We start from the raw sequence: 14,397 nt of genomic DNA on the forward strand, positions 1-14,397 counted from the left end.
AGAGTGTAATCTCATTTAGAAAACTTTGCAACAGAACCGTAATATTGAAATTACTCTACCCTTCTCAAAAATATTAAGAAAAAATTAACAATTATAAATGATGAACGGAATTCTATAATCTACCTGATGTCATAAAAAGACCAAACACACGATTCCTATGATAATGAATATTATCAAGTGATGGTTTAAAGAAGTCCTCTGTAGGGATAAAAATCTGTTTTCCATTATAACCCTTTAAAAAATCACTTTCAATTTTGGGATGTACTAATAGTGTATAGTCTTCATTTAATGTAAAAAAACCTTTATCAAAAGCCCAATGTATATCTCTGCTTAAAGCTAATCCATTATTAGGTAGGTACAACCCACCATGACTTTTAGGCTTAATATGTGCTGCTTCTAAATTTAAGAAATTACCGTATCTAATAATGCTTCCAGTTACAGCGCACCTTCCATTATATGCAACCATTGTGAAATCTCTAAAACTAGTGGAAGTAAATAAATCCGATAGTTGCGTATCTGAGTTTTGAATTTTTCGAGGTACGCTTGAATCTACAACTACTTGTATAGGAGCTGTATGTAATGAATTGATTTTTCTTTCAATTTCATCAATAGTGCCTTCATAAATTGCAGCGCTATCTCTAATATCACAAGAATCAATAATTTTTTCACATTTTTGATAATAATCAACTTCTGCAGGAGTAACTCTATCTAAAAAATATACTGTTTGTTTTTCTTCTTCTACAATTTCACCTTTTCTCATCACAATAATATCATTTGTTTCAAAAAGACGCTGATTCATTTCCAAAGAATTATTGGAGTATATTCTAAACTCATTTCTTGGACGCTTAGAGGTACTACCATTATATTTATCATTGTGATAAATGTAGTTACAATAAACTTTTTCAACATTTTTTGAATACAAAGGAATGATTGGTAATAATGAAGAATCGTTTTTGACATACTTAGCCAGTGGAGGGAAAATAGAAAGGACTCTATCATCTTTAGATATATATATATATCTACCTCGAGATGGCTTGCCTCCGGGTTCTTTTATACTTCCTAACTCTTGGTGTCCTAATTTTTTCAAGTAGTACGTCATATCTTGCTCCCCCCGATATGTATAAATAATTATTGTTTTTCTGTATTAAACACATTTCTTTATAATTAGATTTTACATGTTTTTACATAAAAAAAGAAGCTTGATAAGCTTCTCAAAAAAAGAGTTTATAATAATAATTCAAGAGCCTGTGCCAACTTTTCAGAGAATTTAGGAGGAACGGCATTCCCAATCATTTTATAGTTATCCCCTGCACTAGATATAAATTCATAGTCATCATCAAATGTCTGTAATCTTGCAGCTTCACGTACAGTAATTGTACGTGCTTGAGCAGGATCAGGATGGATATGTCTTAGCCCATCTTTATAGAGATGGGCAGGAATAGTGTTACTAGGCTGATCCCATCTTAATACATGATACTTGTGAACGTTTGAAGTTTTTCCTGTAATTTGGGTGTAAAGTTGTTTTAAAGCTTCACTCGAAGTGTATTTACAATGACCACTTTCGATATCTTCAGCCAGTAATTGAAAAGTCCCAATATCTCGTTTGCTATGAAACCTCGGTAAATGATTCGAAATTTTATAACTCAGAGAATGCGAAAACCTTTTACCACTTACTTTGATTTCCTCATCTAAAGGCAGTAATTTAGGCAAATCTTCAATTGCATCTCGAACAGTTTTAGTCGACTCTTTATATTTTGGAAGATGTTCTGTATAGAAAAATTTTAAAAGTTTTTGCGCATCAGGATACAAATCTTTTCTCAACCCAATAATAATTACACGTTTTCTTTTTTGCGGAACACCGTATTCGGATAAATCTATTTGTGCATACATTTTTAAATCATCAATTATTTCATATCCAGATTGTTCGATGTCATTCTTTATAAGTTCTGTAACAGGAATACCTCCAGGTTTAGCACTTAATATTCCAGGTACATTCTCAAAAACAAATAATTTCGGTTGGTATCTTCTTACAATTTCCAGATAACTTTCGAACAAGTAATTCCTATAATCATCACGCATACCATTTTCATCCCGTATTCTGCCTGCTACTGAATATGCTTGACAAGGGGGGCCACCGATTATTAAATCTAATGATTTTCCCTCTAACAATTTATCTAATCCTTCATGGGTTCCGTAATTAGGGTCATTCAACCATCCTTTAAATAACTCTTCCGTTCGTTGAATATCAAATCTTAGCACCCTTTTGTTAGCATCTGTTACGTTCCATTTGGTAATTAGCCTGTTTATAAGATTTTGTACTTGAGGCTTTTCCCATTCTACAGCAGCTAGCATGTTAAAATAAGTTTTTTTTTCAAACCCTTCAGAAAGTCCTCCACAACCAGCAAAAATATCTATAAAATTACATTGAACCATAGTTATTCTCCATCTACATTTAAATATTTTTTTAGTTGTATGCCTAAATGATATCCTAGCAATGGAGGAACAGCATTACCAACTTGTTTATATTGTTCCGTTTTGTTTCCTAAAAATTTAAAATCATCAGGAAATGATTGTAAACGAGCATTTTCTCTAACCGTCGGTACTCTATTATACTTATAGTGGAAATGATTTCGATGACCCGTATCAATAGTCTTGGAAGGCTTTTGGCTATGATAACGAGTCCAAGCCTCATTAAACTTTCTACTTTCTCCTACACCAGGGGGTAAGTCTTTATAATTTCCGCCTTCCGGAACTTGTGAAATGACATTAATTACTTCAGGTGTATGCTTTGTACCTACATGATTATATAAGTGTTTAGCATTCTTTCTCATTTTTTTCTGATACGCTGTTTTTGGTGGATTTGGATACTCACTAATGTCTGTACCTAAATCCTTCTCGAAATCATGTAGGTCACCAATTGCATCTTCACATGTTACATAATTTTCTGGGGTACAGACTGGTTCTGGAAATTCAAATTCCATACCATTTATTAATCCAACAAAAAATAAACGTTTTCTTATTTGAGGGATTCCGTAATCAGGGGCATACAAAACTTTGTAAGTTATTGTATATCCTAAATTTGCAAACTCCTTCATAATAGCTTCTTTAGCTTTTCCTTTATATAAAGTGGCTAAACCAGGCACATTTTCTAACACAAAAGCTTTGGGTTGAAAAAATGCAACAGCATTAACCATAGCCTCAAATAACGTGTTACGTTCATCATTTTCATCACGTTTTCCAGTTAATGAGAAGCCTTGGCAAGGGGGACCACCAATAATTAAATCAATACTTTTATTATTAGTAAGATGTGCCACTTCTAATATAGTAGATCCTTGAAAGAGATCTCCATTCATAGCAATAGCTCCATTATGATTTTCCTTAAAACTTTTTAGAGCGGACTCATTATTATCAATACCTAATAGAACGTCATAACCGGCATCCATAAAGCCTCTAGACAAGCCACCACAACCACAAAACATATCAATAACAGTAGGTTTTTTATTACTCAATATTTTCAACTCCAACTAACAATTCGTTTTAAATAAACAATTTATCAATTAACATACTATCTTTTCTTATATTGTTGCTGATTTGCACTACTTTTAATTCCAATTTCTATTACTCCACTTAACTCTCCATATTTTACTTCATGTAAGAATAATGCACCTAGCGAACGTCTATCACCAATAGCTAAACGATTCCATTCATAGCCTTTAAATAAGTCTTTGACCAAAAACATCTCACCAGGATTTAAATTTTCAACTTCTTGAATGGCTAACTTCAAACAATCCATTTGTATTCCATTCCCCTTTTAAGTAAATTAAAACCCAACATAAATATATGCATATGCTTATGATAGAACAAATGTTTATATAAGTAAAGAAAGATTAGTAGTCTTAAAGATACCTAATTGTGACGAAGAGCACTTGATATTAAATCCAGAAAGCAACAAACGTTATCCTATAATATTAAAGGCCTCGATACTAGACAAATCAACATTGGTAATTTTTAGTACTTAATATAATAATATTACTACCTCTACAATCTCAACAAAAAATAAAAATTATTTTATTCATAAAAAATAGAAAATCAGTTAGATTGCTTTAATTCATTATCTATTCCCTCAATACTAAATAATAAAAAAATAAACTCTTTCTTTATTAGAAATATAACAATTAATATCAAACTGCATTAGAAGTAAAAAAGTTCCTCTGTCCAATTATGTTAAAGGGCCTCAAAAGTTATCATAAAGTACGGCTGTGATCCCTCTCTTCTTTCGTACTTTTCACGTGAGAATTCCGTTTCAACATATAATCCTTTATCATCTATCTTTGTGATCCAACTGTTATCTTGTTAACCTGGTTTATTTTTCTGGTAAATTCAATGAGTAGTTTCTCTAACATGTGCTTCCTCCGTGACGGTAATTTATTACAATTACTTCAAACATTCCTTTTTTCGTTAATGGAGTAGACTTAAGCCTGTTTATATCATTCTATTTATATACAAGTATATAATTCCAAATGTAAGTATTAAACAAATAAAGCACTATATTTTAAAAATATGGCGTTTAAAAAAATATCCATCATTCTGTTTGCTATATACTTTAACTCTTACCGTACTCGATTATCTACCAAGTACCTCACTCGTCTGCTATATTTATCAACAATCTTATAACATCTTGGCATTCTTCATCGTCAAACAACGTATTCATACTATCTAATACTTCCTTCGTATCCAACCAATCACTAACATTACTCGTACTCGTATAAATCCTTGTATAAGAGGCATCTGGATTTTTAGTTCGTGTACTTATTTTCATTCCTTTATCTTCGAGTTTTATAAGTAACGCGATTCTTTTATAAGATTCAAGTGGGCCTACTTCTATGATAAATTTCAATCTATTATCTTTTAAACGTTCAAACCACATAATTAGGCCATTATTTAACCACCAATTCCATTGCGGTACTCCAAATTGTTCTTCAAGTAACCGGAATTCTGGCATAATGAACGATGGGAGTCTATGATGAATGTTATAGCATTCCTCTTGTAGATTATGTTGCGTAACAAATAATTGAAATGCAGCAGCTAAGGTACCCTTGTCAACTTGATCACTTGGAATGTGACTAGAATCAAAAGTTTCGGTTTCCGCAATATCTTCCTCATATACGATACTTGTTATCGCCTCAGTTATTGATGAAATTACTTTATTAAATCCATTGCTATTATACATTTTGTTCATTTTACGAAGTATTTCATCTTTATCTGTCCAATTGCGAATTTCTTCATTTGCAGCATAGATTCTCGTATACATAGATCCAGCTTCTTTCGATTTCCCTTTAATAGGTATCCCATTCTCTTCTAATTTGTTTAATAGCTGTAATCTTTTTTCATATTCTAATGGACCTACTTCAATAATGAGTTTCATCCGATCTTCTGCTTTTTTCTCAAACCATATAACAAGGGCATTATTTAACCACCAGTCTCCTTTTGGTATCCCTAGAACATCATCAAGCTGTCTCCATTCAGGGAAAATAAAAGAAGGGATGCGAATATGTTCACGATAACAATTATTTGGAATTTCATTTTGACGAACAAATTGTAAGAATGCTTCTCTCATTACACTATTTCCTATTTCATATACAAAATCAATCGTTTCTGCATGAGCCGTATATATTTTACGGAAAGATTCACGTTCCTCTAAAGTTAAACGATTCATGATATTTAACATTTTACTATGCGCAGACTTTCCCAATGTCTTTCCTGAATTACCCACAAACAGAAAGTCAATCGCCTCTTTATGCTTCTTGTACACATTCATTGCCAGTTCAACATCTTCTTCATCTCGAATCAGTTCGCCTTCTAATACATCTAAATAGTAATAAAGAAAATCTTGAATCGAATTAGAAATATAGGTACTGTTAATTTCCAAATATGCTTTTAATATATTTAATATATCTTCATAGTCTAAAATGAAATAATCTAAATGACTTGGAGCAATGCCATCCAAGCTTAAAAATATGGGGACAATCGTATAACCTTCGTATGTATCATGAACAAATGTTAAATAGTTTTGTAGTTGCCCATCTGATTCTGACGACTTATATTTATTTTCAATCAAGATTACGATTTTCTGCAACTCTGATACAGCTAAAATATCAATGCGTTTGTTATCCGTTGTCTGCACTTCACGAAGAACTTCCAAATCATGTAGCGCCTGTCTATGTAACTTAATAAAGTCATATTTACCAATTAACCTTTCATTCTCTGCCTTTACAAATACTTTAGAGAGTAACTTGTTTATAAAAAAAGCACCCAAATTATGATTACCATTTGGATCAAGCAGCCAAGAAATGATATTCGAATGACGAATTTCAAATTTATCTACCCTTAATATTTTAAAAGGATTGAAACGATTCAACTTACTGTGTAGCTTCTCAAACTCAAACGAATGATCTAAAAGAGATAAAACCTCAAAATTATAGTCCATATTTGGCACCACCATTATGTATTGTTGAATGTATCTATCCTCATTTTATCTAAATTCCTTACTAGCACAAGAATAACAAACACGTTCTTCAAAACGATATTCAGGAGGAACTGTTCTACCACAACAATGACTAGAATTAGGAAAAGAGAGTTACTTGAAACAAACCATTTTACAAGGAGAAGAGCATGTATACAATACAGTTATGAAGAATAAAGCAAGTTTCACAAGGGCTGAGATAACTACTGCTGAACGTTATATTTATTCAATCAGAAATGGACAAAAGGAACCATATGAATGGCCGCCTGCTAATTCTGAAATATTTAAGGGGTGTTTAGATGAGTAATAGACCAAAACTATCTGCTAAGAAAGCATTACATATTGCACAGGAATACTTGAATGAACGTAATAAAAACTACCTTCCGCAGACAATAAATAACGATATAAACCAATCAGTTCAGTTTTATGATAAGTTTTTTGCAATTGATGGTTGCGCATGGCTTGTTGAGCTAGACTTTAAAGATTTTGATAAGTTCATTGTTATTTCTGATGAAAAAGAAGCCATTTCGTTTTTAATAATAGGAGTTAATAAAAATAAAATACTCAATATACACACTAAATTAAATACAGATAGATTGATACAAATTTCCCAAAATTACAATATTGAAAATCACTTGGAAGGAATGATTTATACAAATACCGGAGAGTCAATAACTTTTTATGAACGTTACGATGGTTTTGATGGTTATGCTTGGCACGTTAATATGAAAGTACCACCTTCGCCCTTTGGTGGTGGTGATGATGTAGACCTTGTTATTTCTGATGAAAAAGCATGTGTTGAATATATGTATGACCCATCAGGATACCCTATAACTCCACATTTACGATGATGACGATGATTAATCAATTAAAATGCATGATAAACATGAATTTAATCATGGTGAAATAAAACGATATCACCGTAATTATGAGCAGACAACGGCTTAAAAATAACTATATAAATAATCAGATATTTATATTTAAATAATCGACTATTTATGTTTTAATATTTATATGTACATAACAGGAATAATTGGAAAATTATGTTTGATATATTTTAAGAAAGGGGAATGTTTTTTATATGGAAACTCCAGAAAATCAATTTAAACGTGCACTTAATCCTTGGTTCTCCATTTGGATAAAACCACGTGATACAATGAAAGAAATTTTTATATCCAAACCTAAGAATGTGTTTTTACTCATTTTATTAGGCACATTCGTACAAGCTTTAGATCGAGCAGCTTCTAAAAGTATAGCGGATTCAATAAGTAGTCCATTTCTACTAATCTCAGTAGTTATATTCAGCACCTTCGTTGGTGCCTTAATTTATTATTTTTTGCTACCCGCGTTATTAAATTGGGTAGCAAAAAAACTCGGTGGACAAGGTACCTTTGAAAAAACACGTTACGCTACTGCCTATTCTTATATTCCTTACGTTTATTCTCTTATATTAGTTTGGGTGCCTTCACTTTTCTTGTTTGGGATAGAAAACTTTACAAGTGAAGCACCAAAAATGAATAGTAGCACAACTTTAACGATTTTGTTCCTTATTTTTTCCATAATTGATTTCGTTATTGGAATTTGGACAATCATTATTTCCTTAAAATGTTTAGGAGAAGCACACCAATTTTCAGCATGGAAAGCATTATTAACAACAATAGTATCCTTTATGATTATCATTCTTCCATTGGTAATAATAGTAATACTTATTAAAGGGTTATAACCCTTTAATAATTTACTTGCTTCTTATAGACTTTCCTACTTCAAATTCAGGCAAGTTTATCCCGCTATTCGCGGGCGCGATTGCTAAACAATGAGCAGACGCTATATTACTTGTCTGTTCTATAAATGATTGAATGTAAATAATTAAGAAACCCAGCTCATCTTCTCATGTGAAGGTAGCTGGGTTTTTTAAGTTAGATATGCAAAATAACACTTAAAATATACGTAAATTATCGGTCAAATTAAAAAAAGCTCCTTTTAAGCCTTTTCGTTATACTCATTTTCCATTGTCCTTATAGCAAATGTGATTCTGAATCTTTATTTTTTCTTCTTATTTATCCAAACGTTTTCTACGTGCTGTTAGTAATATTGACTTGCTGCGGTGTACTAGTGGTTAACACTTAAAAATAGAGATATAAAAGAATTATCAAGGCCACTGAAAAACTTCCATTTTTCATCTCATAAAACACATGTAAAACAAGAAAGGCGACTTTTCTTTCAAAATTGAACGGAAAGTCGCCTTTCTTTCTATATTTTGTTCCTTTTTTCTTTTAATAGGATCATAACAGCGAATATAGTCCTTGCTCCTTGCATACATGGCTATTTTTATAAAGAAAATTTCTCCACTCATCTTTACTAGACTAATAAGTTTAATCTACCACAGCTGGAATAACACATTTCTTAATCAATTCCCATCTATCACGAGGATTCACAATAAATTCTGATGCAATTGCCACAACAAGGTCTTTTTCTGGAACGCAACAAATAACATTCCCACCATCACCCCGTGCTAAGTACGCAAAAATCCCATCCTCTTCATGTACCCACCATAAATAACCGTAATTATTTGGGTTTATCATTGTTGATTCATCAATCCATGTCTTAGAAATAATCTCTTTATTATCCCAAATACCACGGTTCAAATATAGAAGACCAAAGCGTGCCATGTCACGAGGAGTTAGCGTAAGCCCCCATCCGCCAGTGGAGTTACCGTTTGGATCTTTCACCCACCCTTTCACATTTTTCCCGAATAAGTCTTCAAATCCAAATGATTTCATTTTATAATCTGGGATTTCTTTCATGCCGATGGGTTTAAATAGGCGTTCGTTGGCAAACTCACGGGCGCTTTTTCCTGTACTACGCGTGATGATGGCTGAAAGCAGATGTGCTCCTGCGGTGGAATATTTAAAATTGCCAAGTTTTCCTTTTTCGCCTAGCATATCGAGAGTATATATTACCCAGTCTGGTTGTTGGCACAACTTGTCTAATGGCTCATGCCAGTCCTCAAATGGATATGGTGCTGTCATGGTAAGAAGGTGGCGTATAGTGATTTCCTGCTTTTGGGCAGCATTGGAAACATATTCGGGGAAAAAATCTAACACCTTTTGGTCTACATTTGTAATATATCCTGCATCTATGGCAATCCCAATAAGGGCAGAAATTACACTTTTCGTTACAGACGCCACATGGTGCGTATCATCCGGGCCGTAACTATTATAATATCTTTCATATGCAATAGATCCATTTCTCACAACAACAATGCCGTTTATATTGCTGTGATCGGATTTTATCATAGGTTCAATCTCTGAAAGTTTTTCAGGGTCCATTTTCAAAGTTGCCGGGTCTGCAGATAGCCAGTCATTTCTTTTCATGATAGATACCTCCTATTTTATTTAGCGAACGCTGCTATTTTTTCTTTACTGGAAAATACACTTCTGTCACAATATCTTCTGGAACGGCGGCTTGATTGGGGTCGGTTACGTATACTTCATATGGCGGGTGTATTAATTCATATCCTTCCTTTTCAACCCATTTCATCAAGTTAGCATATACTGATGTCAATTCTGGATAGGATCCCTTTAAAACAGACTTTGCACAAAGGCCTCCTGGCAAATCTCTCGTTCCTTTTACAATCTCTTCTATAGGGATGGCAAACTCCGTATCATTGCCGGCAGGATTGTATTCAGGACTGTGATAAATAGTCATTGGCATACCAAGCAAAGTCAGCTTTTCTCTAGCAATCTTTTCATATAGCCTGTTAAAATATCTTCCATATCCTGCAGCATAGTCATCGCTACTCATCATCTGACGCATAGAAAGGATATTCATTGGCTTTGTTCCAACAAGTTGTACTTCTATATTGTCAAGGTATGACATAATTGGTATGCCGTTCTCTAAATTGAGAATGTCATTACTCATTTGATTTAAGGTATATGCAAAAGCATTTAGCTTTTCCTGTATTTCTTTTCTTTTGCGATTAAGAGCAGAAAACAGTTTCTCTTCTGACTGATCCTCTTCCAATTCCAAAATGACCTTAATTTCTTCCAGAGAAAAATGATAGGATTTTAAACGGTTGATAAAGAGCATCTTTTTTAGTTGCCTGATGGAATAATACCTATAACCATTTTCAGGGTTAATCTCATCAGGGTGAATTAATCCAATTTCATCATAATATCGAAGTGTTTTTGTCGATACTTCGCATATCTTTGAAAATTCTCCAATCGATAGCAAGAGGTCACCTCCATTCTTCATATTTTTATACGGATGGAATGCTTTGTTCTATTCTTTTATACACTTTACCCTAAGGGCAAAGTCAACCAGATATATTCCGAAAAATCCAATTCCCCTTATCAATCAATAAAACAATATCGACCATTCTTACCAATATATCGGCGATTCGACATAGAACAAAGACCTTTTGACAAATTTAGTCATAAGAAATAGGCTATTTCAAACCGAAATAGCCCTCAACTTATCCAAATACACGCATCTCATCTAAAAACGCTCGCCTATTTCTATACTGTATTTCCAGTGCTTCTAAGCGAGTTTGCCACACATCATATTCATTTAATTTCTTTTCGTAAATATCTCTTGCTTTTTCAAAGTGTTTTACAGCTTCTTTATAACGTTTGCGATTGCCGCTCGGTATAAGAAGACAGCCTTTGTTCCAATAATATTCAATGATTTCTCTCGGATATTGATCCACAAGTTTGTCCGCAAAGCTGTCCCAATCTATGTATATATATTCACTCGGTTCAAGGATGATTTTTAATATTTCATCATACATTTCCATGTCATAGCAAATTTCCAAGTAATCTATCATACTTTCTTTTTGAACAATTCCTATCATCTCTTCTTGCACCTCTGCCCAATCTTCAGCTGAGAGATGCTCTTTCATTGAATTGAAATCATCATAATGCTTTTTATCGCGATAATCCGTTCGAAATGCCCTTACTAACATATTCTTTAACTTTTCATACTCATTCTTCCGTTTAAAGTATACGAAGGCACGCTCACGTATTAGGCCAATGTCTGATTGTTTATGGAAGGCCGCGTCTACTACAACTTGTATTTGATTCATTTCATTTTGATCCGCATAGTAATCAAATAGAAATGCGAATAATTCTGTTTTTCTGCCTTGTCCGTTCTCCACTCCTGCTTCAGCAACTTCGATTGCTTTCTCTATCTGTTCCTGTGAGATGTAATATGCTGCTAAATCCCAATAATCCATCCCATATTTTAAAGATTGTAACCGCAATTGCAAATACGCTTCCCCGTCTTGTAATTGATCTTTATAAATGCGCATGATAAGTGTTTGATTCCAATCATCAGGTTCCTTTTGAAGTAACGTAATCACATGTTTCCAGTCCGAATCCGATTCACATAATTCATAAATTGTATCCATTAGTACATCATCAAACCCAGAGTTTCCAATGGCATATTGCATAAATAATCTATTGATTAGTATTCTTTTCTCTTCAGTAGGGATGGAATATTGAGGCAATAAGCTTGTTATTTTCTCCAAATATTCATAAGCCTCATATTCAAGGTCTTCAGGTCCACCACCATAATCGTTGAAATTACTAATAATCTCTTCGGCCCTTTCCCAATATTCCCAAAGTAGCTTGTCTGATAGAGGATTTTGCTTTTCGGTTCCCTTCTGCAGTACATACCATTCCATTACAGCCATATCTATATCCATATACTGATCTGCCAAGTGCTTTACTAATTCAATCAATTCTTCTTTCTCTAATTCCTTACACAAATCTTGTAATGATACTTCTTGTGCCATATGCTCACTCCACCCCTAACGTTTTCACTACATATTATCGCCTTACAACAAATTTCTCCAAAATGCTATTAATCAACTCCAAGTCAAATTCCTCTGGATCAAATTCCCCAAGCCATTCTCTTATCCCTTCATCCAGCTCTCCTTCACCTTTTAGGGCTGTTTGAATTTCGTTATACATGTAAACACCGCCGCAATCTTCAGGCGGACATGCACGCTTTCCTTTTGTACATGTAGGAATAACCATTTTCTCATCAATTGGCAGTACTTTTTCTAGTACTAGCTCATGTTCCCAGTCATCTAATTTAAAAGTTGCGAATTAACGCGACCTCGCATTATTCTTGCAACTTTTATCTAATTAAAACTAAACCTCTGCACTTAATAACTTGTAATCATTATCAAAACAAGCATGTATCCTGTGTCCTCCAAATAAATCTCCATCATGATATTCACAGTATATATCATTTGCTCTAATTTCAATGTCATAGAGAGTAATTGCTTTTTCAAATTCTTCTTTCGTTACATCATATTCTCCTGCATCTACAGCATCCCAATTTAAATGTTCATCATTCTCATCATACTCAGGCCAAAAATCATTTTTGTAATCAATCAATTTCTCTGCTATGGCTACTTTAGCCTTTTTATCAAATTCTTCTCTGCATAAAAAAAGCTTCTCTGCTCTTTTAATCATTTCATTAACATCTACATATTCATTTCTCATATCCAATTGCCAATGTATTTTCCCCTTATTTTGCTCATATACTTTACAAGCCTCATTAAAGGTAAACACTCCAATCAATTCACTTTGTATTGATTTTTCCATCTCCTAATTTCCTTTCTATTAATATATAGTCCTCCATTGATTACATCGACATTTTCTTGATTTTTTATCTCTAATTCGTTATAGAAATGAATCACTCCTTCTTAAACTAAACTACACATTAATTTAGGAAAAACCTTCACAATCTCTTCTAAGCTATTACATAGAAATCTTATTTTTTATATGGTATTGTTCAAGAATCTAGCTCGATAGTTGAAGAAGAAGAATACAATACACTCATATCATTCTGGGAAAATTGTACGCTAAGGACTACAAAACCTTATCATTACAGCGACCAAGTAAAAAAGCGCCCTATAAACAGGGCGCTTCCACTTTTAATTAATGACTAATATTAGCACTTGGGTATAATGTTGTTCCTCCAATTGAAACTTTCATTTCATTTGTTAATGGAACATTTTGTTCATTAATAATTGTTCTCCACCATTCCCATGCAAGACCTGTACATTCTCTTGCTACGACTTTTACATTTTTTGAATTCGCTGGAAGTGGGATTACTGTATTGAAATGAGCAGTTCTGTCTCTGCCATTTCCTTCCCAAGTTTTATGAGTTAGTACTTCTTTTCCATTTTGATCATATGTGAATTCATCCCAAGATACATCAAATTGAGCAACATATGCACCAGTATGATCAAGCGTCATTTTAGCACTAGAATATTCTGTAGTTGTAGTCTCGATATAATCTGTATTGTTATGAACTGCAGCAGTTGAATTATCTTTTAAGAAAGAGCTAGTATATGAAATTGGATATGCTGGGTTTTTAGAACTTAATTCTGCATTATCTTTAATGATATTGCGGATTTCATCAAAATCCTTTGTAACAACCTTGTTATGCTCTTTTGCATCTCCGCCTAATACTACAGCAGTAAAGGTACTGTCTTCAAAAATATCTTTGTACTGTCCACTCGCTTCAACGCCTTGACCCTTAATTAAAGCTTTAAAAGCAGTTTGTACATCTTTGCTCTTAGATGATGTTTCTAATTTTACATAAACTGTTCTACCATAAGCTACATTTGACACCATAACAGGCGGAGCCGTATTACTTACCCCTTTACGAGTTAACTCATCAAACGTAACACTATTATCAAAAAGATCTGATGGATTGTTAGGTAGTTCTGCACTTACGGTATAAAAGATTTGCTTATATGCCGCAACCATCACTTTTTTCTCTCCATTTGCAATTGCATTAAAATCAATGTTCAGTGAATTGTCAAGATATTTAGCGTTAACATTAAGAGCACTTGC

General features: G+C 33.3%; 12 protein-coding genes and 2 pseudogenes. 3 read left to right on the top strand and 11 right to left on the bottom strand.

The window, feature by feature from the left end; translation table 11 throughout:
• Nucleotides 1-112: 112 nt before the first annotated feature.
• The 5 genes from BM350_RS23685 to BM350_RS23705 form a co-directional block, all read right to left on the bottom strand.
• A complete protein-coding gene (locus BM350_RS23685; protein ID WP_090919550.1) occupies nucleotides 113-1,099 on the bottom strand; it encodes an HNH endonuclease in 987 nt (328 codons plus the stop codon).
• A gap of 125 nt (nucleotides 1,100-1,224) precedes the next feature.
• On the bottom strand, nucleotides 1,225-2,433 hold the full coding sequence (locus tag BM350_RS23690) for a DNA cytosine methyltransferase (RefSeq protein ID WP_090919547.1): 1,209 nt from the start codon (nucleotides 2,431-2,433) through the stop codon (nucleotides 1,225-1,227).
• Between the two features lie 2 nt (nucleotides 2,434-2,435).
• Nucleotides 2,436-3,509: a DNA cytosine methyltransferase gene (locus BM350_RS23695; RefSeq protein WP_090919544.1), complete on the bottom strand. Its 1,074-nt coding sequence runs from the start codon at nucleotides 3,507-3,509 to the stop codon at nucleotides 2,436-2,438.
• Between the two features lie 56 nt (nucleotides 3,510-3,565).
• Nucleotides 3,566-3,793: a single-stranded DNA-binding protein gene (locus tag BM350_RS23700; protein ID WP_090919540.1), complete on the bottom strand. Its 228-nt coding sequence runs from the start codon at nucleotides 3,791-3,793 to the stop codon at nucleotides 3,566-3,568.
• 846 nt (nucleotides 3,794-4,639) lie between these two features.
• Complete coding sequence (locus BM350_RS23705) at nucleotides 4,640-6,487, bottom strand: PDDEXK-like family protein (protein WP_090919537.1); 1,848 nt, start codon at nucleotides 6,485-6,487, stop codon at nucleotides 4,640-4,642.
• A 145-nt stretch (nucleotides 6,488-6,632) separates the two neighbouring features.
• Here BM350_RS23705 and BM350_RS23710 point away from each other — a divergent pair.
• The 3 genes and pseudogenes from BM350_RS23710 to BM350_RS23720 all read left to right on the top strand — a co-directional run.
• Nucleotides 6,633-6,830: pseudogene (locus tag BM350_RS23710) on the top strand (zincin-like metallopeptidase toxin domain-containing protein); the annotation flags it as partial.
• Entirely contained in the window at nucleotides 6,823-7,374 is a 552-nt protein-coding gene (locus BM350_RS27750; RefSeq protein ID WP_244548071.1) for a hypothetical protein, read from the top strand. The pseudogene BM350_RS23710 and the gene BM350_RS27750, both read left to right, overlap by 8 nt.
• Before the next feature lie 230 nt (nucleotides 7,375-7,604).
• On the top strand, nucleotides 7,605-8,246 hold the full coding sequence (locus tag BM350_RS23720) for a Yip1 family protein (protein WP_090919531.1): 642 nt from the start codon (nucleotides 7,605-7,607) through the stop codon (nucleotides 8,244-8,246).
• Nucleotides 8,247-8,895: 649 nt separating this feature from the next.
• Here BM350_RS23720 and BM350_RS23725 read toward each other — a convergent pair.
• The 6 genes and pseudogenes from BM350_RS23725 to BM350_RS23750 form a co-directional block, all read right to left on the bottom strand.
• Nucleotides 8,896-9,897, bottom strand: a complete 1,002-nt coding sequence (locus BM350_RS23725; RefSeq protein WP_090919528.1) for a serine hydrolase domain-containing protein — start codon at nucleotides 9,895-9,897, stop codon at nucleotides 8,896-8,898.
• A gap of 34 nt (nucleotides 9,898-9,931) precedes the next feature.
• The gene (locus BM350_RS23730; protein ID WP_090919525.1) at nucleotides 9,932-10,756 is read right to left on the bottom strand and encodes a MerR family transcriptional regulator; all 825 of its coding nucleotides are present in this window, start codon (nucleotides 10,754-10,756) and stop codon (nucleotides 9,932-9,934) included.
• Nucleotides 10,757-10,997: 241 nt separating this feature from the next.
• Nucleotides 10,998-12,317: a hypothetical protein gene (locus BM350_RS23735; protein ID WP_090919522.1), complete on the bottom strand. Its 1,320-nt coding sequence runs from the start codon at nucleotides 12,315-12,317 to the stop codon at nucleotides 10,998-11,000.
• A gap of 34 nt (nucleotides 12,318-12,351) precedes the next feature.
• Nucleotides 12,352-12,603 (bottom strand): annotated as a pseudogene (locus BM350_RS23740) (plasmid pRiA4b ORF-3 family protein); the annotation flags it as partial.
• 75 nt (nucleotides 12,604-12,678) lie between these two features.
• On the bottom strand, nucleotides 12,679-13,137 hold the full coding sequence (locus BM350_RS23745; RefSeq protein ID WP_090919519.1) for a DUF2262 domain-containing protein: 459 nt from the start codon (nucleotides 13,135-13,137) through the stop codon (nucleotides 12,679-12,681).
• A 336-nt stretch (nucleotides 13,138-13,473) separates the two neighbouring features.
• Nucleotides 13,474-14,397: thiol-activated cytolysin family protein (locus BM350_RS23750; protein WP_211482639.1), on the bottom strand; the 924-nt coding region annotated here is incomplete at its 5' end.

Source organism: Bacillus sp. 103mf (assembly GCF_900116295.1).
GTDB lineage: Bacteria > Bacillota > Bacilli > Bacillales > Bacillaceae_G > Bacillus_A > Bacillus_A bruguierae.

What these genes read in the sequence shown, in the direction of transcription:
- BM350_RS23745 (WP_090919519.1), bottom strand. Translation starts at nt 13,137, where the DNA reads ATGGAAAAATCAATACAAAGTGAATTGATTGGAGTGTTTACCTTTAAT.
- BM350_RS23720 (WP_090919531.1), top strand. Translation starts at nt 7,605, where the DNA reads ATGGAAACTCCAGAAAATCAATTTAAACGTGCACTTAATCCTTGGTTC.
- BM350_RS23685 (WP_090919550.1), bottom strand. Translation starts at nt 1,099, where the DNA reads ATGACGTACTACTTGAAAAAATTAGGACACCAAGAGTTAGGAAGTATA.
- BM350_RS27750 (WP_244548071.1), top strand. Translation starts at nt 6,823, where the DNA reads ATGAGTAATAGACCAAAACTATCTGCTAAGAAAGCATTACATATTGCA.
- BM350_RS23700 (WP_090919540.1), bottom strand. Translation starts at nt 3,793, where the DNA reads ATGGATTGTTTGAAGTTAGCCATTCAAGAAGTTGAAAATTTAAATCCT.
- BM350_RS23735 (WP_090919522.1), bottom strand. Translation starts at nt 12,317, where the DNA reads ATGGCACAAGAAGTATCATTACAAGATTTGTGTAAGGAATTAGAGAAA.
- BM350_RS23705 (WP_090919537.1), bottom strand. Translation starts at nt 6,487, where the DNA reads ATGGACTATAATTTTGAGGTTTTATCTCTTTTAGATCATTCGTTTGAG.
- BM350_RS23690 (WP_090919547.1), bottom strand. Translation starts at nt 2,433, where the DNA reads ATGGTTCAATGTAATTTTATAGATATTTTTGCTGGTTGTGGAGGACTT.
- BM350_RS23725 (WP_090919528.1), bottom strand. Translation starts at nt 9,897, where the DNA reads ATGAAAAGAAATGACTGGCTATCTGCAGACCCGGCAACTTTGAAAATG.